The 20336-nt window shown below is 62.5% G+C and carries 18 protein-coding genes; 8 read left to right on the top strand and 10 right to left on the bottom strand.

Going from position 1 to position 20336, the window contains the following annotated elements:
* Positions 1 to 18 precede the first annotated feature (18 nt).
* Positions 19 to 1202, bottom strand: a protein-coding gene (locus M1E04_RS09200) for an IS3 family transposase (RefSeq protein WP_456291595.1) whose coding sequence is annotated in 2 segments (ribosomal slippage) — positions 19 to 938 and positions 938 to 1202 — 1185 coding nt in all. Because the reading frame shifts where the segments join, the coding sequence is not laid out codon by codon here.
* Between the two features lie 564 nt (positions 1203 to 1766).
* Between M1E04_RS09200 and M1E04_RS09205 the strand changes: the two genes are divergently transcribed.
* A complete protein-coding gene (locus M1E04_RS09205) occupies positions 1767 to 3185 on the top strand; it encodes a CoA transferase (RefSeq protein WP_456292801.1) in 1419 nt (472 codons plus the stop codon).
* A gap of 21 nt (positions 3186 to 3206) precedes the next feature.
* Here M1E04_RS09205 and argC read toward each other — a convergent pair whose 3' ends face one another.
* Positions 3207 to 4130 (bottom strand): N-acetyl-gamma-glutamyl-phosphate reductase, encoded by a 924-nt coding sequence (argC, locus tag M1E04_RS09210; RefSeq protein WP_456292802.1) that lies wholly within the window; start codon positions 4128 to 4130, stop codon positions 3207 to 3209.
* A gap of 117 nt (positions 4131 to 4247) precedes the next feature.
* Between argC and M1E04_RS09215 the strand changes: the two genes are divergently transcribed.
* Positions 4248 to 5132 carry a LysR family transcriptional regulator gene (locus M1E04_RS09215; RefSeq protein ID WP_296313157.1) on the top strand — a complete coding sequence of 295 codons (885 nt, stop codon included), beginning with the start codon at positions 4248 to 4250 and terminating at the stop codon, positions 5130 to 5132.
* Between the two features lie 87 nt (positions 5133 to 5219).
* On the opposite strand, the gene M1E04_RS09220 is transcribed toward M1E04_RS09215, so the two are convergent.
* A complete protein-coding gene (locus tag M1E04_RS09220; RefSeq protein ID WP_456292803.1) occupies positions 5220 to 5651 on the bottom strand; it encodes a nuclear transport factor 2 family protein in 432 nt (143 codons plus the stop codon).
* A gap of 267 nt (positions 5652 to 5918) precedes the next feature.
* Between M1E04_RS09220 and yghX the strand changes: the two genes are divergently transcribed.
* The 3 genes from yghX (at position 5919) to M1E04_RS09235 (ending at position 10080) form a co-directional block, all read left to right on the top strand.
* Positions 5919 to 6806: a YghX family hydrolase gene (gene yghX, locus M1E04_RS09225; protein ID WP_456292804.1), complete on the top strand. Its 888-nt coding sequence runs from the start codon at positions 5919 to 5921 to the stop codon at positions 6804 to 6806.
* 692 nt (positions 6807 to 7498) lie between these two features.
* Positions 7499 to 9319, top strand: a complete 1821-nt coding sequence (atzF, locus tag M1E04_RS09230; protein WP_456292805.1) for an allophanate hydrolase — start codon at positions 7499 to 7501, stop codon at positions 9317 to 9319.
* A gap of 110 nt (positions 9320 to 9429) precedes the next feature.
* On the top strand, positions 9430 to 10080 hold the full coding sequence (locus tag M1E04_RS09235) for a GntR family transcriptional regulator (protein ID WP_456292806.1): 651 nt from the start codon (positions 9430 to 9432) through the stop codon (positions 10078 to 10080).
* Between the two features lie 42 nt (positions 10081 to 10122).
* Here M1E04_RS09235 and M1E04_RS09240 read toward each other — a convergent pair whose 3' ends face one another.
* Positions 10123 to 10995 (bottom strand): NAD(P)-dependent oxidoreductase, encoded by an 873-nt coding sequence (locus tag M1E04_RS09240; protein WP_456292807.1) that lies wholly within the window; start codon positions 10993 to 10995, stop codon positions 10123 to 10125.
* 240 nt (positions 10996 to 11235) lie between these two features.
* Positions 11236 to 12132 (bottom strand): LysR family transcriptional regulator, encoded by an 897-nt coding sequence (locus M1E04_RS09245; protein ID WP_456292808.1) that lies wholly within the window; start codon positions 12130 to 12132, stop codon positions 11236 to 11238.
* A gap of 183 nt (positions 12133 to 12315) precedes the next feature.
* On the opposite strand from M1E04_RS09245, the gene dapB reads away from it, so the two are divergent.
* On the top strand, positions 12316 to 13116 hold the full coding sequence (dapB, locus tag M1E04_RS09250) for a 4-hydroxy-tetrahydrodipicolinate reductase (RefSeq protein ID WP_456292809.1): 801 nt from the start codon (positions 12316 to 12318) through the stop codon (positions 13114 to 13116).
* Between the two features lie 73 nt (positions 13117 to 13189).
* On the opposite strand, the gene M1E04_RS09255 is transcribed toward dapB, so the two are convergent.
* A complete protein-coding gene (locus M1E04_RS09255) occupies positions 13190 to 14119 on the bottom strand; it encodes a DMT family transporter (protein WP_456292810.1) in 930 nt (309 codons plus the stop codon).
* A 74-nt stretch (positions 14120 to 14193) separates the two neighbouring features.
* Here M1E04_RS09255 and M1E04_RS09260 point away from each other — a divergent pair, with 74 nt between their 5' ends.
* Positions 14194 to 15048 carry a LysR family transcriptional regulator gene (locus M1E04_RS09260; protein WP_456292811.1) on the top strand — a complete coding sequence of 285 codons (855 nt, stop codon included), beginning with the start codon at positions 14194 to 14196 and terminating at the stop codon, positions 15046 to 15048.
* Positions 15049 to 15057: 9 nt separating this feature from the next.
* Here the strand turns inward: M1E04_RS09260 and M1E04_RS09265 are convergent, their stop codons facing one another.
* The 4 genes from M1E04_RS09265 to M1E04_RS09280 form a co-directional block, all read right to left on the bottom strand.
* Positions 15058 to 15456, bottom strand: a complete 399-nt coding sequence (locus M1E04_RS09265) for a glyoxalase superfamily protein (RefSeq protein WP_456293169.1) — start codon at positions 15454 to 15456, stop codon at positions 15058 to 15060.
* Between the two features lie 633 nt (positions 15457 to 16089).
* On the bottom strand, positions 16090 to 16455 hold the full coding sequence (locus tag M1E04_RS09270; protein ID WP_065988636.1) for a hypothetical protein: 366 nt from the start codon (positions 16453 to 16455) through the stop codon (positions 16090 to 16092).
* Between the two features lie 163 nt (positions 16456 to 16618).
* Positions 16619 to 17368: a creatininase family protein gene (locus tag M1E04_RS09275; protein WP_192130134.1), complete on the bottom strand. Its 750-nt coding sequence runs from the start codon at positions 17366 to 17368 to the stop codon at positions 16619 to 16621.
* A 122-nt stretch (positions 17369 to 17490) separates the two neighbouring features.
* Positions 17491 to 18681 carry a GAF domain-containing sensor histidine kinase gene (locus tag M1E04_RS09280; protein WP_456292812.1) on the bottom strand — a complete coding sequence of 397 codons (1191 nt, stop codon included), beginning with the start codon at positions 18679 to 18681 and terminating at the stop codon, positions 17491 to 17493.
* 313 nt (positions 18682 to 18994) lie between these two features.
* On the opposite strand from M1E04_RS09280, the gene M1E04_RS09285 reads away from it, so the two are divergent.
* Positions 18995 to 20332, top strand: a complete 1338-nt coding sequence (locus M1E04_RS09285) for a PQQ-dependent sugar dehydrogenase (protein ID WP_065988633.1) — start codon at positions 18995 to 18997, stop codon at positions 20330 to 20332.
* Positions 20333 to 20336 lie beyond the last annotated feature (4 nt).

A 20336-nucleotide genomic window follows, 5' to 3' on the forward strand; every position in this document is an offset into this window, starting at 1 on the left:
CTACGAAATGTGTAGTGGTCAACTAATTCCGGACACCTCGATAGGTTGTTTCAAGGCCACCGTCCGTTCGTAAACGGTCGGTGGCAGATACCCCAGTTTTGAGTGCAGCCGCTCGTTGTTGTAATACCCAACGATATATTGAGTGATGTCGCGTACCGCTTCGCCATGGTTGGCGTAATTGCGCCGCCATACCCGCTCCATTTTCAGGCTCAGGAAGAAGCGCTCCATCACCGCATTGTCCCAGCAGTTGCCCTTACGGCTCATGCTTTGCTGCATCCCGTGCCTGGCCAGCAGCGATCTGTAGATTGCGCTCGCATATTGGCTGCCGCGATCGGAGTGAGCGATCAGGCCAGGCGGCGGTTGACGCTGCGCGACGGCCATCTGCATCGCGCTGCACACCAGCTCTGCAGGCATGTTTGGGGCCATCGCCCAACCCACGATCTTGCGCGAGAACAAGTCCAGCACCACGGCCAGATAGAGCCAGCCGCTGCGCGTTCCTATGTAGGTAATGTCGGCGACCCAGGCGGTATTCACAGCCTGCGGTTCAAACTGACGGTTCAACACATTTTCAGCGATTGGCAGGTCATGCTTGCTGTCGGTCGTATGCACAAACTTAGGTTTCCACGCCGAGCGCAAACCATGGGCTCGCATCAGGCGGCGGACTTTATAGCGGCCTATTTCCATGCCCTTGGCCCGCAGAGCCTTGGTTAAAGAGCGGCTGCCGGAGCAGCCGTCGCTCACGGCAAACGATGCCTTGAGCTGCGCGACAATGGGACAACTGAGCCGAACAGGTGCTTGTGCACGCTTACGGGCCTCGTAAAAACCTGATCGACTGACGTTCAGCAGACGACAGACATGCGCCACCGGATAAGCCTTCTGTTGCAGTTGCCGAACAAGCCGATACGTCACTTCAGTTCGCGGGCAAAGAAGGCGGTAGCCTTTTTTAGGATGTCGTTGTCCATCTTGAGCTGCCGGTTTTCCTGCTCCAGCTGCCGAATGCGCTGTTGCTCAGCCGTCAGCGGGTTTCCTATCCCGGCCTGGCCCAACTGCTCGGCGTCGTATTGGCGGATCCACCGTCGTACGGCCGTCTCACCGAGATTCTGGTCCTGGCAAACCTGCGGAACGGTCAGCCCCTGATCCCTGACCATCTTTACGACTTCCAGTTTGTAGCTGTCATCAAACCTGTTGCGTTTTCTGGTCATGTAGAACTCCTCGATAAATGTATTTTCCACTTATCGAGGTGTCCGGGGAAATTAGACCACTGCAATGCACGCGAGGTGTCAGTAGGACCGGCTTCAGCCGGGAAGAGGCCATCACATTCGCTGCATCTGCACCGGCAGAGACACCGCTTTCCCGGCTAAAGCCGGTCCTACGAACATGCGCGCGCGGTGTCAGTGGGACCGGCTTCAGCCGGGAAGGCGCCAGTGCATCCGCTGAATCTGCACCGGCAGAGACACCGCTTTCCCGGCTAAAGCCGGTCCTACGAAATGCACGCGCGGTGTCAGTAGGACCGGCTTTAGCCGGGAAGGCGCCAGTGCATCCGCTGAATCTCCACCGGCAGAGACACCGCTTTCCCGGCTAAAGCCGGTCCTACTTTAGGTCACAGCCAGTTTGACTGGATGCACGCGGTGCTTTTAGTAGGACCGGCTTCAGCCGGGAAGAGGCCATTGCATCCGCTGCATCTCCAGCGGCAGATACGCCAGCTTCACGCCCCTTCCCACATTCATTTGCTAGGCTGCTCTCACCACTTCCGAGAGCGCCGCTTTATGCCCACTGCCCATTCCGACACTGCCTGCACGCATTTCCTGCGTGAATTCTGGCTGGCCCTCGGTGGCGAGCCTCGCTATCTCGATCATCTTCAGATCAGCGGCGAAGGCGCGCTGGTCTCGGCATTTCCGGTCACCGATTTCGCCACCGCCGCCATCGCTGCCGCCCATCTGGCGGTGGGCGAACTGATCGATCAGGCCCACGGCACCGCGCCCGCGATCACGGTCGACCGGCGCCTGGCCTCATTCTGGTTCGCCACGTCTCTGCAGCCCCAAGGCTGGTCGCTGCCGGCGCAGTGGGACGCGATGGCGGGGGATTACCCCGCGGCGGATGGCTGGATTCGATTGCACACCAACGCCCCGCACCATCGTCAGGCCGCGCTTGCCGTGCTGAACACCGCCCCAGAGCGCGATGCGGTGAGTCAGGCGGTGCTGCGCTGGAAGGCCAGTGAGCTGGAAAGCGCGGTAGTGGGCAACCAGGGTTGTGCCGCCGCGATGGGCAGTGCGCTTGCCTGGCGCGAACATCCCCAGGGCCGTGCCGTCGCTGCCGAACCCTTGCTGCATCGCACCGAAGCGCAAGTGGGACCGGGTGGGCCGCATCAGTCCAAACCTGCGCGACCTGAATGTATCGCCCCACGCGAACGCCCCTTGCGCGGCATCCGCGTGCTCGACCTCACGCGCATTCTGGCGGGCCCGGTGGCGACGCGGTTTCTCGCCGGTTTCGGCGCTGAGGTCTTGCGCATCGATCCCCCTGGCTGGGACGAGCCTGGCACAGTGCCCGAAGTGGTGCTGGGCAAACGCTGCGCGCGGCTGGACCTGCGCGACCCTGCCGATCGCGCAGTGCTGGAGGGCCTGATCAGCGAAGCGGACGTGATGGTTCACGGCTACCGCGCCGATGCCCTCGCGCGGCTGGGCCTTGATGCTGAACGCCGTCGGGCGCTCAATCCCGGTCTGGTGGATGTCTCGCTGAACGCCTACGGCTGGACCGGCCCATGGCGGGAGCGACGGGGTTTCGACAGCCTGGTGCAGATGAGTTGCGGCATCGCCGACGCCGGCATGGTCGCCGCGGGAGGTGACCGGCCCGTGCCGCTGCCGGTGCAGGCACTGGATCACGCCACGGGGTATTTGATGGCGGCGGCAGCGGTGCGCGGCCTGACCGAGCGACGTATCACCGGACAAGGCGTGCAAGTGCAGGCATCCCTGGCGCGCACCGCGTTATCGCTGATGTCGTTCGTCCCAACCGAGGCCCAGCCTGCAGCGCTGCCGCCGTTGAATCCGAGGGATTATTCCGACGCCATCGAGCACACCGCCTGGGGGCCGGCACTGCGCCTCAAACCCGCCGGGCAGATCGACGGCACGCCGACCCACTGGGATTTACCGGCGTGCGCACTGGGCAGCGTCGATGCCAGATGGCAATGACCCACGCGGCTTAACGGCACCTCAGCCACCCGCAATCATCAAATCCAGGTTCTGCACCGCCGCCCCGGCCGCGCCCTTGCCCAGGTTGTCGAACACGGCGGCCAGCAACACGTGGCCCTCGTTTTCAAACACCATCAGCCGCAGGTTATCCGTGTCGTTGAGCTGGCGCGGATCAATCCCGCTCAGCGCGCGCGATTGCTCCATCGGCATCACCTCGACGTACCCGCTGCCTTGATAATGCTCAGCCAGCGCAGCATGCAGCGTCTTGCCGGTCACGGCGTGGGGCAGCAAGCGCGTTTGCAGCGCGACGGTCAGCACGATGCCCTGACGAAACGCGCCATACGCCGGAATGAACACCGGCCGCTCGCTCAGCCCGCTGTACTGCTGGATTTCCGGGACGTGCTTATGCGCCAGGCTCAGGCCGTAAATCTGAAACGGGATCGCCTGGGCAGCGTCCGGCCCTTCGAATTCATCGACCCCGGCGCGGCCCTTGCCTGAATAGCCTGACACCGCATGGATGCTGATCGGGTAGTCGCGCGGCAGTAGACCCGCCTCCAGCAACGGACGCAACAGACCGATCGCCCCGGTGGGGTAGCAGCCCGGATTGCTGACGCGGCGGGCGGTGGCGATGCGTTGTTTCTGCGCGTGACTCATCTGCGCGAAACCGTAGACCCAGTCGGGGTGGGTGCGGTGCGCAGAGCTGGCGTCGATGACCCGCACCTCCGGATTCGTAACGCTCGCCGCCGCATCCCGGGCGGCCTCGTCGGGCAGGCACAGCACGGCAATGTCGCACGCGTTGATCGCGGCGGCGCGGCTTTCCGGATTCTTGCGATGCTCGGCTGGAAGGGTGACCACGTGCAGCTCAGTGCGGCCTTGCAAGCGCTGGTGAATCTGCAGGCCGGTGGTGCCTTGGTCGCCGTCGATGAACACAATGGGGGTGGACATGAGGTTGAAGTTCCGCTGAAGGTCGTCAATGACTGACATCTTCAAGCCCTATCGTTGATAGCGAAAGTTGAATTTGATGACGGTACACTTCATCTTTTCTGAAGGAAGGATGGGCCAGTGCGGGAAATCAGTCTGGATCGTTTGCGCACCCTGGTGGCCATCGCCGACCACGGCTCGTTTGCCGAAGCGGCGCGGGTGCTGAATCTCGCGCCGCCGACGGTCAGTCTGCACATTGCCGATCTTGAGCAACGGGTGGGCGGCGTGTTGCTCTCGCGCACCCGTGGGCGGGTTCAGCCTTCGGCCATCGGCGATACGCTGATCGAGCGCGCGCGGCGTCTATTGGCCGACGCCGAACAGGCGCTGGAAGACGTCGAGCGTCAGGTCAAAGGGCTGGCCGGGCGGGTTCGACTGGGGGCGTCCACCGGCGTTATCGCGCAATTGCTGCCCCAGGCGCTGGAAACCCTGGAGCAGTTGCACCCCGGCATCGACGTGCAGGTCGCGGTGCTGACGTCGCAGCAGACCCTGCAAAAACTCGCGGACGGCAGCCTGGACATTGGCGTGATTGCGTTGCCCCAGGCGCCGGTCAAGGGCCTGTCGATACAGTCGTGGCGGCGCGACCCGGTGATGGCGTTTCTGCCGGCGCGCTGGGATTGCCCGCCGGTCATCACGCCGAGCTGGCTTGCCGGTCAGCCGCTGATTCTCAACGACGCCACCACCCGGCTGTCCCGTCAGGTGGCGGAGTGGTTTGCCGGCGAGGGGCCGCAGCCGACGCCGCGCATTCAGCTCAATTACAACGACGCCATCAAGAGTCTGGTGGGGGCGGGCTATGGCGCGACGTTGCTGCCCCATGAGGCGTCCACGCCGCCGCCGGAAAGCCGCATTGTCATGCGTCCGTTGCAGCCGGCGTTGTGGCGGGAGTTGGGCATTGCGCATCGTGCGGGAAGCGTCGAGCGCTCGACCCGCAATGTGCTGGCGGTGTTGCAGGAGTTGGAAGCGTTGTAGCTCAACGGGCGGTAAAAACAGACATGTAGCCGACCGGCGCCTGACCCTCTCAGGCGCCCGGTCGGCCCAGACGTTGAAGTCACGCCATCAGAATTTGAACGCCTGGCGTCCGATCAGCAGCCACTGGCCTTTCTGTTTCTGCCAGACCTGAAAGTTTTCGATCTCGGTCGGGACGACCTTGCCACTGTTCACGGCTTCAGCGGAGAAATGGTTGCGCACCAAGGCAGTGTCGCCGTTCATTTTGATTGTCTGGTTTTTCATTTCCAGGGTGTTGAAGCCGCTGCGACCGGTTTCGATGTCGGCAATGAATTCATCCTTGTTCTGCACCTTGCCGCTGGAGTGTCCGTAGGTGACGTTGTCCGAAGTCAGCGCGCCCAGGGTGGCAATGTCTTTGTGCAGCATCGCCTGAGTCATGTTGTCGACGGCCTTGGCGACGGCTTCTTCATCGGCAGAAGGGGCGGCGGCCACGAAGCCTGAAAACAGGCACAAGAAGCCGAGGGTCAGTTTGAGTCGGGTCATGAGTGCATCCTTTTTTATTGTTGATGGAAGCGGCATGCAGCGGCCATTTCTGAAGAAAGGTCGCTTTGTACGTCGTCGTACAACTGCGCCGCTCAGGCTAGCCCACATCGAGCCTGTTGGAAAGGGAGCGTTTGAAAGTGGGGTGCCGTCACGTCGCGGCGTGATACAGGCTGGCGAAATACTGCTTTACTGAGGGCTCGCTGCGGCACGTTCAGGCGCTCGGTTCTAGGCCTGTGCCCGTTGGACAATCGATGAGGATGCGCACAGATGACCCGTCTCACCGCCAAAGACTTCGCCCCGGAATTGCTTGAGCTCTACGACTATTACGTTCACGGCAAGATCAACCGCCGGGAGTTTCTCGATCGCGCGGCCGTGTTCGCTGTGGGCGGGCTTGCGGCGACGACCATTCTGGCGTCGCTGAGCCCCAATTACGCGCTCGCCGAGCAGGTCGAATTCACCGATCCTGACATCATTGCTGAATACATTTCCTACCCGTCGCCCAAAGGTCACGGCCAGGTGCGTGGGTATCTGGTGCGGCCGGCAAAAGCCGACGGCAAGGTCGCGTCGGTGCTGGTGGTGCATGAGAATCGCGGCCTGAATCCTTACATCGAGGACGTCGCCCGGCGGGTGGCGAAAGCCGGTTTCATCGCGTTGGCGCCTGACGGTTTGTCATCGGTCGGCGGCTATCCGGGCAATGACGACAAGGGCCGCGAGCTCCAGCAGAAGGTTGATCCCGAGAAGCTGATGAACGATTTCTTTGCCGGCATCGAATGGCTGATGGCCCATCACGCGTCCACCGGGAAAGTCGGGATTACCGGGTTTTGTTACGGCGGCGGTGTTTCAAATGCTGCTGCCGTGGCTTATCCGGAGCTGGCGGCGGCGGTGCCGTTTTATGGCCGGCAGCCCAAGGCTGAAGACGTCAGCCGGATCAAGGCGCCGCTGTTGTTGCATTACGCGGAGCTGGACAAGCCGATCACTGATGGTTGGCCGGCGTATGAGGCGGCGTTGAAGGCGGCGGGGAAGACGTATGAGGCGCATATTTATAAAGGCGCCAACCACGGGTTTCATAACGATTCGACACCGCGTTATGACGACGCTGCGGCAACATTGGCGTGGAACCGGACGTTGGATTGGTTCAGGAAATACCTGGCCTGACGGTGAAGGGGACTCGGTGAAGGGGACTGATTTATTTACAGCGCTTCATCGTAAATTAATCTGTCCCCGGGATACGCGGTGCGGCTGCAATGGTCGGCCTAACGGCCTCCGGTTTCGCCTTCGGCGAGTTACTTGGAAAAGCACCCCAAGTAACCAAGGGTGCTTGCTCCTGGTTTGGCTCCTCCTGCGTCGGAGTCCCCTCACTCCGGTCTCGCTCCGTGGGCCCGCCGCCATCCGCCATCCATGGCGGGGGGCGGCTCTCGCGGCATCCATGCCGCTCGGCCCACTCCGCAAGACCTGCGTTCAGCCTGCACCCAAGTCGCGATTGGCGGTGTCTGGACTTGCTTCGTAGGAAGATCAAAAGCAGATCAAAAGCTTCCCGGCTGAAGCCGGTCCTACTGGATGCACGCGATGCTTTTTGTAGGACTGGCTTTAGCCGGGAAGAGGCCAGCGTGTTCGCATCACTTTTTGGTGTGACGCCGGATGCCCTCCCGGCTGAAGCCGGTCCCACTATGTGATCGTGGCGTGCGAGGCGGCACCAAAACCCTGCACGGTGTGCTTTTTTGAGGCGTGCGCTGGCGCTTCCAACGATACGAAATAGCCTTACACCCAAGCAATCCGGACCTTCCACCCCAGTGGCCCGGCTTTTGCTTTCGTTGAATCCAAACTTGGATACAAGATGGATACCCCCCATGCATGACCTCCAACACCCTCATTTCGGCTGGACGATCAACGAGTGGCTGATGGCCTACCAGACTAGGCAGTTGTCGCCTGACGTGCTGCTGTCGTTCGCCAGCGCCTACCCGCAAACCGACACCGCCTGGATCGCCCGGGCCAGTCAGGCGCAGATCAGCGAGCAGCTTGAAGCCCTCGCCGAGCGTCTTGCTGCAGTCAACGGCGACATCACTCAGCTGCCGCTGTACGGCGTGCCGTTCGCGATCAAGGACAATATTGACGCCGCCGGGTGGCCGACGACGGCGGCGTGCCCGGAGTTTGCCTACACCGCAAGCAAGGACGCGACGGTGCTGGCCCGACTGCGCGCCGCCGGGGCGATTTTGATGGGCAAGACCAACCTCGACCAATTCGCCACCGGCCTGGTCGGCACCCGCTCGCCTTACGGCGCCGTGCCCAACAGCGTCAACCCGGATTACGTCAGCGGCGGCTCCAGCTCGGGCTCGGCGTCGGTGGTGGCGCGGGGGCTGGTGGCATTTTCGTTGGGCACCGACACCGCAGGCTCGGGTCGGGTGCCCGCCGGGTTCAACAACATCGTCGGCCTGAAACCGACCAAGGGCCGCTTGCCCAACACCGGGCTGGTGCCGGCGTGCAAGACGGTGGACTGCGTCTCCATCTTCGCGCTGACCGTAGACGACGCGCAGAAAGTCGCCGGCCTGGCGGAAGGCTTTGATGGCGATGACGCCTATTCCCGCCACAACCCGGGCACGGCGCCGGTGGGCTTTCGCGCGGCGATGAAGCTGGCCGTGCCGGACACCCTGGAGTTCTTCGGCGATACGCACAATCAGGCGGTGTTCGAACAGGCGCTGCACCGATTGAGCGACATGGGCGCCGAGATCACCCGCATCGACTTCGCCCCGTTCAAGGCCCTGGCCGAGCAGCTGTATTACGGCCCGTGGGTGGCCGAACGCACAGTCGCCTTGACCGCGATGCTGGAAACCAACCCCAACGCCATCAACCCGGTGGTGCGTGGCATCGTCGAAAGCGGCCTGGGGTACAGCGCCTGTGACGCCTACCGCGCCGAATACCTGCGGGCCACGCTGAGCCGGCAGATCAACGACGCGCTGGTCGGGTTCGACGCCTTGGTCGTGCCCACGTCCGCGACCCTGCGCACCCAGGCGGAAATGGCCGCCGAACCGGTGCTGTACAACTCGCAGTTCGGCTTCTATACCAACTTCACCAACCTGGCGGACCTCTCGGCCCTGGCATTGCCTGCCGGTCTACGCGCCGATGGCTTGCCCTCCGGTATCACCCTGATTGCGCCGGCCTGGCACGACACTGCGCTCGCCCGGTTTGGCCAGCGCTGGCAGGAAAACGTCGGCTTGCCACTGGGCGCCACAGGTCGCTCACTTCCTTCGCCCACGGCATCGCCAGCGACTGCGCCGCGGGGCAGCGTGCGGGTTGCCGTGGTGGGCGCGCACCTGACCGGCATGCCGCTCAACGCGCAGCTGACCCGTCGGGACGCCGTGCTCGTCGAACAGACGCTCACGGCAGGCGACTACCGGCTCTACGCCTTGCCCGGCACTGTGCCGCCCAAACCGGGGCTGGTGAAATCCGCAAACGGTGCATCGATCATCGTGGAACTGTGGGACATCCCGCTGGCGCGCTTTGGCGAGTTCGTGGCCGAGATCCCTGCGCCGCTGGGCATCGGCACCCTGACGCTGAAGGACGGTCGCAGCGTCAAGGGCTTCATCTGCGAACCCTGGGCGATTGACGGCGCGCTGGACATCACCTCGTTCGGTGGCTGGCGCGCGTACATCGGCAGCCTGAAAAAAGCCTGACCCAACGCCTGACGCGGCCCCGAAACACCGTCGCGTCAGGCGCAAAGATCACCCGACGGAGCACCCCGGCCATCATCCCTTCACAGACACCCAAACGTCGCCCGGACAACATGGCCGAGCGGATCTATCAGCAGCTCAAGGACGACATCTTCGAGTTTCGCCTGCTGCCCGGGGATCGCTTTAGCGAAGGCGAGGTGGCCGAGCGCGTGCAAGCCAGCCGCACGCCGGTGCGACAGGCGCTGTATCGGCTGGAGCGCGAGGGGTATCTGGAGGTGTATTTCCGCAGCGGTTGGCGGGTGAGGGCGTTCGATTTCAATTATTTCGAAGAGCTATACGACGTGCGCATCGTGCTGGAGTGCGCGGCACTGGCGCGTCTTGAAGCGCTGGATCTGGAGCAACACCCGGTCATCGATGAACTGAAACACACCTGGCTCGTCACCCCCTACGAACGCCTGCAAGACGCCCAGCAGGTCTCAGCGCTGGACGAGCGTTTCCATTGCGCGCTGCTGGAGGCGGCAGGCAACACCGAGATGGCGCGCCTGCACCTGGAGATCACCGAGAAGGTCCGCATCATTCGCCGCCTGGATTTCACCCAGGCGGCGCGCATTGAGGCGACCTACGACGAGCATGGGCAGATTCTCGGCGCCGTGCTCAGTCGCCAGACCGCGCAGGCCCAGCAGTTGCTCACGCGGCACATCGAAATCAGCAAGCAGGAAGTGCGCAAGATCACCCTGCACCGGCTCCACGTCGCCCGGCCATGAGCTGACGTCTGCCCCTCACATCAACGGCAAACAAAAAAGCACTCAGCGCGGATTGCGCCGCTCTGCCACTTCGGCCAACACCGCCAGGTCCATCTCGCCTCGGCCGTGGTCGATGGCATCCTGCAAGTGGGCGCGGATCATCTCGGCGCTCGGCATCTGCACTGAAACCTGGCTGGCGGCGGCCAGGACCAGATCCACGTCTTTAAGGCCCAGCACTGCCTTGAATGCCGCCGGCTCGTACGTGCGTTCGCCGATCAGCGCGCCGTACCCGGCGTAGACCGGCCCGGGAAAGATCGTCCCCGACGCCAGCTCCACCAGATCAGCGGATTTCAGACCGTGGCGAGTGACCAGCACGGCCGCTTCACTCATCGCCTCGATGGCCGAGACCAGCATGAAATTCATGGCCAGTTTCATCGCGTTGGCGCTGGAAGGTTTGTCGCCCATCCGCCAGGTCTTGCTGCCGATCAGGTCGAACAACGGCTGCACCCGGTCGATGGCCTGGGCAGCGCCGGCAGCCATGATATTCAGCTTCGCTGCGGCGGCCATGTTCGGCCGGCCCATCACCGGCGCGGCGATGTAGTCGATGCCCTGTGCGGCGTGCAGCTCGGCCAGCTCGTCGGCGAAGGTCACGGAAATGGTCGCCATGTTGATGTGGATCAGCGGGCCCTTGAGCTGCTTGAGCAGACCGGCATCCAGCAGCACCGCGCGCAGGGCCTTGTCGTCAGCAAGCATGCTGAACACCACGTCGACGGCGAACGCCTGGGCAGGCTCGGTTACTGCCGTGGCACCTTGCTCGACCAGTGGCTGCGCGGCCTCGGGGGAACGGTTCCAGACCAGCAGCTCATGACCGCCTTTCAACAGATTGCCAGCCACGGCCTGACCCATATTGCCGAGGCCCAAAAAGCCGATTTTCATGGGGATGCGCTCCAGTAGAAGGTGGGGTGTGCGGCGCACACTCGTATCACCCACCTTGAGACAGTTGTCTTGGCGAAAACGACGCTATGGGTGACAAACGGCTGCATTGGCCCAGCATTCCAACGCATGGAGGTCACGCGCCGTTGGGTGGCCTGAAGATCGTCAGGGCTACAGGCGCCGCAAGTCAGTGCCAGGCCCTATCGATTCAGCGCGGGACGACCATCGCTTTTCCGGGAGGCGCTAATCGTATTTTCCGGTCTTGTGGGTCTGGGCAAGAATGAAGTCCACCAAGTTGGAAAATCCCTTGTGTTCTTTACGCGCAGGGAGGTAGAGCAGGTGGACCTGCAGCGGCGTTGGGCGATGATCGCGTAGCACTTCCACCAAACGGCCGGTGGAAAAATCATTGATCACTGATAGTTCGGGCTGCAGTATCAGACCTGCGCCGCCCAGTGCGGCCTGACGCAGAGCATGACTGTCGTTGGAAGCAAAGCATCCATCTCCCGTCCAGCAGTAGCCGTCAGCGTTGTGTAACGGCCATTGAATACAGCCATAGACAGACAAGTGTCCAAGACACGAGTGGCGCTCGAGGTCGCGGGGGGACTGCGGCGTGCCCCGCTGCAACAAGTAGTCCGGCGCTCCGCAGATCACCATTTGGTAGGGCGGAAGCCGGCGTGCGACCAGCTCTGAATCGGGCAGCGCCCCTACCCGAACGACTAAGTCAAATTGGTCATCGATCAGGTTCACATAAGCGTTGCTCAGAATGAGTTCGATTTTCACGGCGGGATAGAGGCGTAGATAGCGGGTAACCAACGGAGCAATCCATGTGGCTCCCACGCTGTGTGGCGCGCTGATGCGGATCATGCCTCGCGGATTCGCGTGCATGGATTCAATGGTGTTTTCGGCCAGTTTAATCTGGTTGAGTACCCCGCGAGCTGTCTCGCAATACACCTTGCCCGCCTGGGTCAAGCGTTGGCTGCGAGTGCTTCGTTCCAGCAATCGCATGCCGAGTAACTCCTCCAGCTGCCGTACGTGCTTTCCCACCATAACCGCAGACAAACCCAGGCGGCGAGCAGCGGCACTGAAGTTGCCTGCGTCTACCACCTCAAGCAGCACCTGCATCGACTGCAATTTATTCATATTCCTAACCACTGGTTACAGATGCTCAAACGCTACAGCGCTTTTTCGTTCTTAACCAGCGCTCTAATCTTCGGTGCGTCGCCATTGTTGCCGATGAAGACCCAGGCACTTTAGCGGCCTGGAACCGAATGCTGACTCATGGCTAGCCTTAGAAGTGTCGTGCGCAAAAAAAGGAATGGACCTGTGAAAATCGTTATTGCTGGAGTGACTGGTTGGGTCGGGCAAGCTATTTTTCGTAAAGCAATCAAAACGCCTGGCGTCGAGGTAGTCGCAGGCGTCTCTCGCAGCCGTGCCGGTGAAGACATGGGTACTGCTCTCGGCTTACCCGCCACCGGTATTGCCATTGTAGGTACGCTCGATGAAGCGTTGAACCTGCCATCGGATGTGGTCATCGACTACACGAATACCGAAGGTGTTCGTACTCACGCGCCCGCTGTCATCAGAGCGGGAAGAGCGCTTGTGATCGGGACCAGTGGCCTCGACGAAATCGAGCTCCAGGCGTTGGATGCTTTGGCCCGGCAGCACGGTGTTGGTGTGGTCGCTGCGGGCAACTTTTCCATCAGCGGCACGCTGTTGAAACGCTTCGCGCTCGAAGCGGCGCGCTATCTGGCTGACGTAGAAGTTGTCGAGTACGCCAGCGCGCGTAAACAAGACGTCCCTACGGGCACCGGTCGGGAGCTCGCAGAAGCACTTTCCGCACTGCGCCAGGCGCCCACCACGATCCCGCTCGAAAAATTGCAAGGCTTGGTAGGGGGCAGGGGGGTGCCAATCGGTTCTGGCAGTCATGCAGTCCAATTGCACAGCGTCTATTTGCCTTCCTATGTTCTCGCAGTCGAAAGCATCCATGCGACAGAAAGCGAGCGACTGGTCATCCGCCACGAGGCTGGCTCCAGTGCCCAGCCTTATGTCGCCGGCACGCTGCTTGCCGCGCGCGCTGCGCTGACGTTAAAAGGTTTGCTGCGGGGGCTGGAGTCGCTGATTTGATGGGCAACCACGAGCCAGCTGTTGCTTTGATTTGTCGCGATAGCGTGATGAGCGATGCGCAGGACCGGCCAATTCATGAAGCCTCTCGCGCCTCGCCGCGTATCACCAGATCAATGCCCACCCCCGAGACCACCATGCCTAAGGCCATCAGCCACGACAGCGGTTCGTCGAACAGGGCCCAGGCCAGCAGCAGCGTCAGTGGCGGACTGAGGTAAAGCACACTGGCGACTCGCGTCGGCGTGGCCCGGCGCAGGCACATCCAGTAAAGGCCGTAGCCGCCGACCGTCGACACCGACGTCCACAGCACACTCATCGCGAAACCTGCGTTGGGCACGGGCGCGAGACTTCCGTGCAGTCCGGCAACGAGGGCAAACACGAAGGTCGAGACGAAGCACTGCAACCACAGGTTGGGCATCAGGCCCAGCGCCTGCGGGTCTGGGGAGTGTTTTTGCCACAGCGTGGCGACCGCCAGTGACAGCATGCCCAGCACGGGCAGGGCGTAGGCCCATGGGGGTGCGCTGCCCCAGGCCAGCGCGTCGTGGGTCGCCAGCATCACGCCCGCCAGACCGATCAGCAATCCGATCCATACGCCGCGGGTCAATCGCTGGCGGAGCACCACGGCCGCCAGCACAGCCATGCCGATTGGCAGCAGATCGGCGAACAGCGCTGCCAGCCCGGCGGGCACACCCAGGGCAATGCCTTCGGTCACACCGAACAGATAACCGGCCATGGCCAGCAGGCCGATGCCGGCGTTTTTCAGCAGCACCGCAGGCGGTGTCTGGCGCAGCTGTCGGGCGACGAAGGGCAACAGAATCAGCGTAACCAGAAGGCAGCGCCAGAACACCACCAGGGAGGCCGGCGCGTAATCGATGGAGAAGCGCGCGCCAATGAAGCCCGAACTCCAGATGATCACCAGCCCGGCTTCGAGCAGCGGCAAGGGAATCGCCCGGCGTGGGGACGGAAGGGCAAGGCTCGCGTTGGTCAGTTCGTTTGAAGTGTTCATGGACCCAACGTACCCATCCGCCGTAATCTAATAAATCAAAATAAACGACAGCAGTGCTTCGGGATCAGTGAACCATGAGTGCCATTCTGGATATCGAACAGGTCCGCACCTTTCACGCCGTGGCGCGCATTGGCAAGTTCAGCGCGGCGGCGGAACAGCTGCACAAAAGCCCGGCCGCGGTCAGCGTGCACGTGCAGCGGCTGGAAGCGGTGGCGGGGGGGCGGCTGCTCAATCGCGACAATCAGTCGGTGTCGCTGACGCCCCTGGGCAAGCGTTTTCTGACCTCCACCGCCGCGCTGCTGAGCACCCACGATCAAGTGCTGGCCGAGCTGCAGGGCACGCAGCTGGCGGGGCGCATCACCCTCGGCGTGCCGGATGAATACGCCACGCACCTGATTCGCGACGTGCTGCCGATTTTCACCGCCGCCTGGCCGAACATCGTTCTGGAGCTGAAGACCGCGCCCAGCTTCATCTTGCGCGATCAGGTGCGGCGGGGTCGGCTTCAGGTGGCGGTCATCGCCCAGCCGGAAGGCCAGTTGGCCGCGGGCGATCAGTTGCTGGTGCCGACCACGCCGGTGTGGGTCGGCGCCGCGCATCAATCGGGGGATTTACCAACCCCGTTGCCGCTGGCCGTGCATGCCGCGCAATGCTCGTACCGGCAAGCGATGGTCGAGTCGCTCAAGCGCGCCGGCCACCCCATGCGCATCGTGCTCGAGAGCTCGTCCAATCAGGCGGTCAAGGCTTGTGTCGAAGCAGGACTGGGCATCAGCGTGATCGACCGCGCCCGGGTCACCGACGGCATGCGCATCCTCGATGGCCTGCCGCCGATCGCCGACCACGACATCATCGTCGTGCGCTCGTCAGCTTCCCACGGGGATGACGCGGTGGACCTTCTGCGTCGAGCGATCGGGCAGTATTTCCGGCTGTGACGGCGGTGGTCAGTCTTCCGAGCGCTCGCAGAAACGCAGACGGTTGCCGAACGGGTCGGCGATGTCCATGACCTTGCCCCAGTCGAGGTCCTGAATGCCGGGGCGGGAATAGCCGTAGTTTTTCGCCAGCAGTTCGCGCTGCAATTCGTCGATGTCGCTGACCGGCACAAAGATCGTCGAGCCCGGCGTCGCGTCGCCATGGTGCTCGGTCAGGTGGATGACCAGTTGGTCGCGACGGGCCTGGGCGTACAGCGGCAGGCCGGGTTCAAAGCGGTGCTCCCACTCCAGGCTGAAGCCGAGAAAATCCACGTAGAACTCTTTCGCCTTGGCTTCGGAAAAAATACGAATCAGCGGTATCGCCGGGGACATCTGCACAGGGTTCACTCCTTGATAATCTGAGCGGGCGATTCTAGCCCAGACTTCAGAAGGGCGGTGCTCACACAGGCCTTTTCCCGGCTGAAGCCGGTCCCACTGACGGACTGCGTGCACCTGTAGGGCTGGCTTTAGCCGGGAAGGCGTCGGATGCCACGCTGCAAAAATTGATGGCGTTCACACAGGCCTCTTCCCGGCTAAAGCCTGTCCCACTGACGGACGGCGTGCACCTGTAGGACTGGCTTTAGCCGGGAAGGCGTCGGATGCCACGCTGCAAAAATTAAGGGCGTTCATACAGGCCTCTTCCCGGCTGAAGCCGGTCCCACTGACGGACTGCGTGCACCTGTAGGACTGGCTTTAGCCGGGAAAGCGTCGGATGCCACACTGCAAAAATTGAGGGCGTTCACACAGGCCTCTTCCCGGCTGAAGCCGGTCCCACTGACGGACTGCGTGCACCTGTAGGACTGGCTTTAGCCGGGAAGGCGTCGGATGCAACGCTGCAAAAATTGAGAGTGTTCACACAGGCCTCTTCCCGGCTGAAGCCGGTCCCACTGATACAGCGCGTGCACCGGGTAGGACTGACCGGAAATGGGTGCAGCAGAAACAAAAACGGCGCCGTGCTGAAGATCAGCCACGGCGCGCTTCGGAGAAGCGGGGGGGTGAAGCGGATTAGCTGCGCAGGTCTTTCTTGATTTCGTCTTCGTCCTTGTGAGGCGCCGCAGTCGGCAGCTCGGGAGGATAGAACTCGCCTTTGAGATTCAGTGCGGCAATGCGTACCTTGAGCTTCTCGATCACGAGGTCGATGTCCTGTTGGTCATCGAGATCGTCCACACGCAGCCACAGGTGCGGTAGATTTTCAAAGTAAACGCCGTCGATTTCCACATCGGAGGTCATCTCGCGATCCTGGCGCCACAGGCACTTGCGGTGAACCGTCGCCGGGTCCTGTGGCCAGGTTTCCGACGTGGTCAGCCAGACCTCGTGGTAATCCTGCAGATCGATTTCTTCAACTTTGTCCAGTGGGATAAACGTATTCACATATCACCTGTCAGCCAAGGGGACCGGGCGAGGTCGTTGCGCTGCAGACTGCCCCAGATCCCATACCGTTTGAAAAAGCGCATACCACTATGGCCGCCATTTGGCGGACGAGTTCAACGCCCGCGCGCTATTGCCGCACGGCCAGGCCGTCAACGCAGTGACGTTAATGCAGCGCCGGTTCGCGACTGAACGCATCAACCGCGCGCACCAGCCCCTTGGCCGCCAGCGCCACCAGCTCTCCGCCTTTTTCCGGCGTGGCCAACGCAGGGTCTGAGCCCATCCGGCCATCGGGGAAGCGCGCTCGAAAATCCTTTGCTTCGCGGATCGGACCGGTCGGGGCAATCTGCGGCGAGTAGTCCGCCGACTTGATCGACTCCGGATAGGCCCACTGGGTCACCGCGATCTCGGACGGCGTCGCGTGGGAGCCGTGGCCCACCGGAAACTGCCGATGGGCGAGTTCGCCGACGCCCTCCAGGTCCCACCAGTTGGTCAGCTTCAGGGCGAAACCGGCAGAGCGCCCGGCGAAACTGGCTTCTGCGTACAGCTCGGAAAACGCCGCCTCGATCGACGCGACGTTGCCGCCGTGGCCGTTGAGGAAGAGGATTTTTTCAAAGCCGTGACCCGCCAGCGAGCGCGCCCAGTCACCGATGGCGGCGATGAACGTCGAGGGGCGCAGCGAGATCGTCCCGGGAAAGCCCAGATGGTGCTGCGCCATGCCAATGTTGAAGGTCGGCGCGATCAGGATATCGGCGCTCTTCTGCGCTTCGTGGGCGATGATCTGCGGGCACATCCAGTCAGTGCCGAGCAGGCCGGTGGGACCGTGTTGTTCGTTCGAACCGATGGGCACGACAATTGTGCGGCTGCGCTTGAGAAACTGTTCGATCTCGATCCATGTGGACTGGTGCAGAAGCATGTCAGGTGCTCTCCTCAGGAAAGTGGGCTTCAGAAAAGGGGGCTTCAGAAAAGTGGGTCATAGCGAAAATCAGTGTGCCCGCGACGCTGTGGCGCGGGGGTGCCGACATCACCTGTCGGCGCTCAAGCGGGTTGCGTGTAAGGAAAGCGCGCAATGAAACAGGTGCCCAACTGAGCCGATGAGCTCACGGTCAAAGTACCGTGATGAGCGCTGGCGATCTGCGACGCGATGTACAGCCCAAGACCGAGGCCTTCGCCGCGCCCGCCCGCTTCGGACCGGGTGAACGGCTCGAACAGCAGCGGCATCAGCCGTGGCGAAATGGGCGCGCCGTGGTTCATGACGGAGATGATGACCTGATCAGATTCCTGCCAGATGTGCAGGTCAATCGGCGAGGCGAGTGAGCCATGGGTCACCGCGTTGCCCAGCAGATTGGACAACAACTGGCTGATGCGCAGCGGGTCGCAGTAGACGCTCCCGTTGAGGTCGATGGCTTCGTTGAACGTTGCCTGCGGGTGCGACGCGCGGATCTCGTCCACCGTCGCTTTCAATACCTCGGGAAGATCATCCGTGGCCTGGCACTTCACCGGAATTCCTCCGCCCATGCGGCCCCTGGCGAAGTCCAGCACGTTCTCGATCAGCGCGCCCATGCGGATCGAGCTCTGCCGTATGGCAGCGACCAGCCCCTGCGAGCGCTTGTCCTCGGTTTTGGTCGCCAGCAGGTCGGCGCTCATGCGAATCGCACTCAACGGTGTACGCAGGTCGTGCCCCAGCACCGCCATGAATTGCTCCCGCAACCGTCCGTTTTCGTTGGCGTCGTTCAGCTCGGCGCGGGCGCTGTCCAGGTGGCCCTGAGTGTCCAGACTCATCGCAATCAACTGCGCGAAGAGGGTCAGTGTCTTGACGATGGCAGGATCGCTCAGATCGGCAGGCACTGAGTCGATGGCGCACAGCGTCCCGAAGAAGCGGTCGTCGGGCAGGATGATGGGGATCGAAATGTAGCTTTCCAGCCCATAGGTGAGCGGCGTGTGATGGGTGGCGAAGTGCGGGTCGGCGCTGGCATGGCCGAACACCACTGGCTGGTGATGCTGCCTGATCTCGTGGCAGATGGTTGATTCCAGCACCAGCTCGCCGCCCGGTTTGAGGCCGAAATTGATCGAGTCATCGACGGCGCAGGCCACCCAGTGGCTTTCCGTGACCCTGGCGATCGCCGCGAATCGCATGCCTGTCATGTGCTTGACCATGCTCAGAATGACGGGCACGGCGGGGATCGCATGGATCGCCTCAACATCCAAAGCAAACTCTGGGCGGGTCATCGGATCTGGCTCTGGGGGTTATAGGCATGAAGCGTATCTAAAATCGGCCAACATGGCTAACCCCTCGGTCTCCGCACGGGAGATGCCGGCGCAGATTATTGAACCCTCACGCCCCTGCCGGGGTCGTTTTATTGATGCCCTGAGGGCAAATGTCATTTGCGTCCCGTGAGCTGTTTGCTGTCGGTCGACGTGGCGATACTTGTCAGCCTTATGTCATGTCTCTCGAAGCCTGCGCTTCTCCAAGCTGCCTGTTTGTCAGCGCTTTGATTTCTCAAAACAATGGGCCCATGGATGGCCGCCGCGAGGTTGAACGATGATTGCGATGCACCGATTTGCACTGCTGATGACCACTGCTGCGATGCTCAGTGCCTGTGGCGAAACCGCCAAGCTGCCGTTCCAGGCTGGCGTAGGCGCGCAGCCGCAACTGCCCGAGCCCAATAGCACACTGATTCCGACCGTCAAGGTGTCCAAGGCCGTCGGCTGGAAGGGCACCGACACGCCCAAGGCCGCCGAGGGCTTCACCGTCAGCGCACTCGCCGAAAACCTCGATCACCCGCGCTGGCTGTACAGCCTGCCCAACGGCGACGTCCTGGTCGCCGAAAGCAACAAGCCGCCGAAGCCTGAAGGCGCGACGGACGGCGGCCCGGGGGTGATGGCATGGATCAAGCGCACGGCTACCGGGATCGTCATGAGCCGGGTCGGCGCCGAAGCCGAGAGCGCCAACCGCATCAGCATCCTGCGCGATGCAGACGGCGATGGCCGGGCCGAAATGAAGAAGGTGTTCATCAGCGGCCTGACGTCGCCATTCGGCATGGTGCTGGTGGGCAACGAGCTGTTCATCGCCAACGCTGACGCCGTGGTCAAGGTCCCGTACAACGACGGCCAGACTGAAAGCACCGCCACGCCGGTGAAAGTCACTGACCTGCCGGCGGGCATCAATCACCACTGGACCAAGAACATCATCGCCAACCGCGAAGGCACCAAGCTGTACGTCACCGTTGGCTCGAACAGCAACGTGGCCGAAAACGGTCTGGAAGCCGAAGAGGGACGTGCGGCGGTCTGGGAAGTGGACGTCAAGACCGGGCAGAAACGCCTGTTCGCCAGCGGTCTGCGCAACCCCAACGGGCTGGCGTGGAAGCCGGGCAGCAACGAGCTGTGGACAGTGGTCAACGAACGTGACGAAATCGGCAGCGACCTGGTGCCGGATTACCTGACCTCGGTCAAAGACGGCGCGTTCTACGGCTGGCCGTGGAGCTACTACGGCAATCACGTCGACAGCCGTTTGCAGCCGCCGCGCCCGGACATGGTCGCCAAGGCCATCGCCCCGGATTACGCCCTCGGCACCCACGTCGCGCCGCTGGGCCTGACCTGGTCCGACCCGCGCGGCATGCCGGCCAAATTTGCTGACGGCGTCTTTGTCGGCGAGCACGGCTCGTGGAACCGCAATCCGCAGGCCGGCTACAAAGTCGTGTTCGTCGGCTTCAAGGATGGCCGACCTGCGGGCCTGCCGGTGGACGTCCTGACCGGCTTCCTCAACGCCGATGGCGACGCACAAGGCCGTCCGGTCGGCGTGATCCTCGACAAGCAGGGCGCATTGCTGGTCGCGGACGATGTGGGCAACAAGGTCTGGCGCGTCAGTCAGGCCAAGTGATGGC

It is taken from the genome of Pseudomonas sp. AK106, assembly GCF_053903055.1.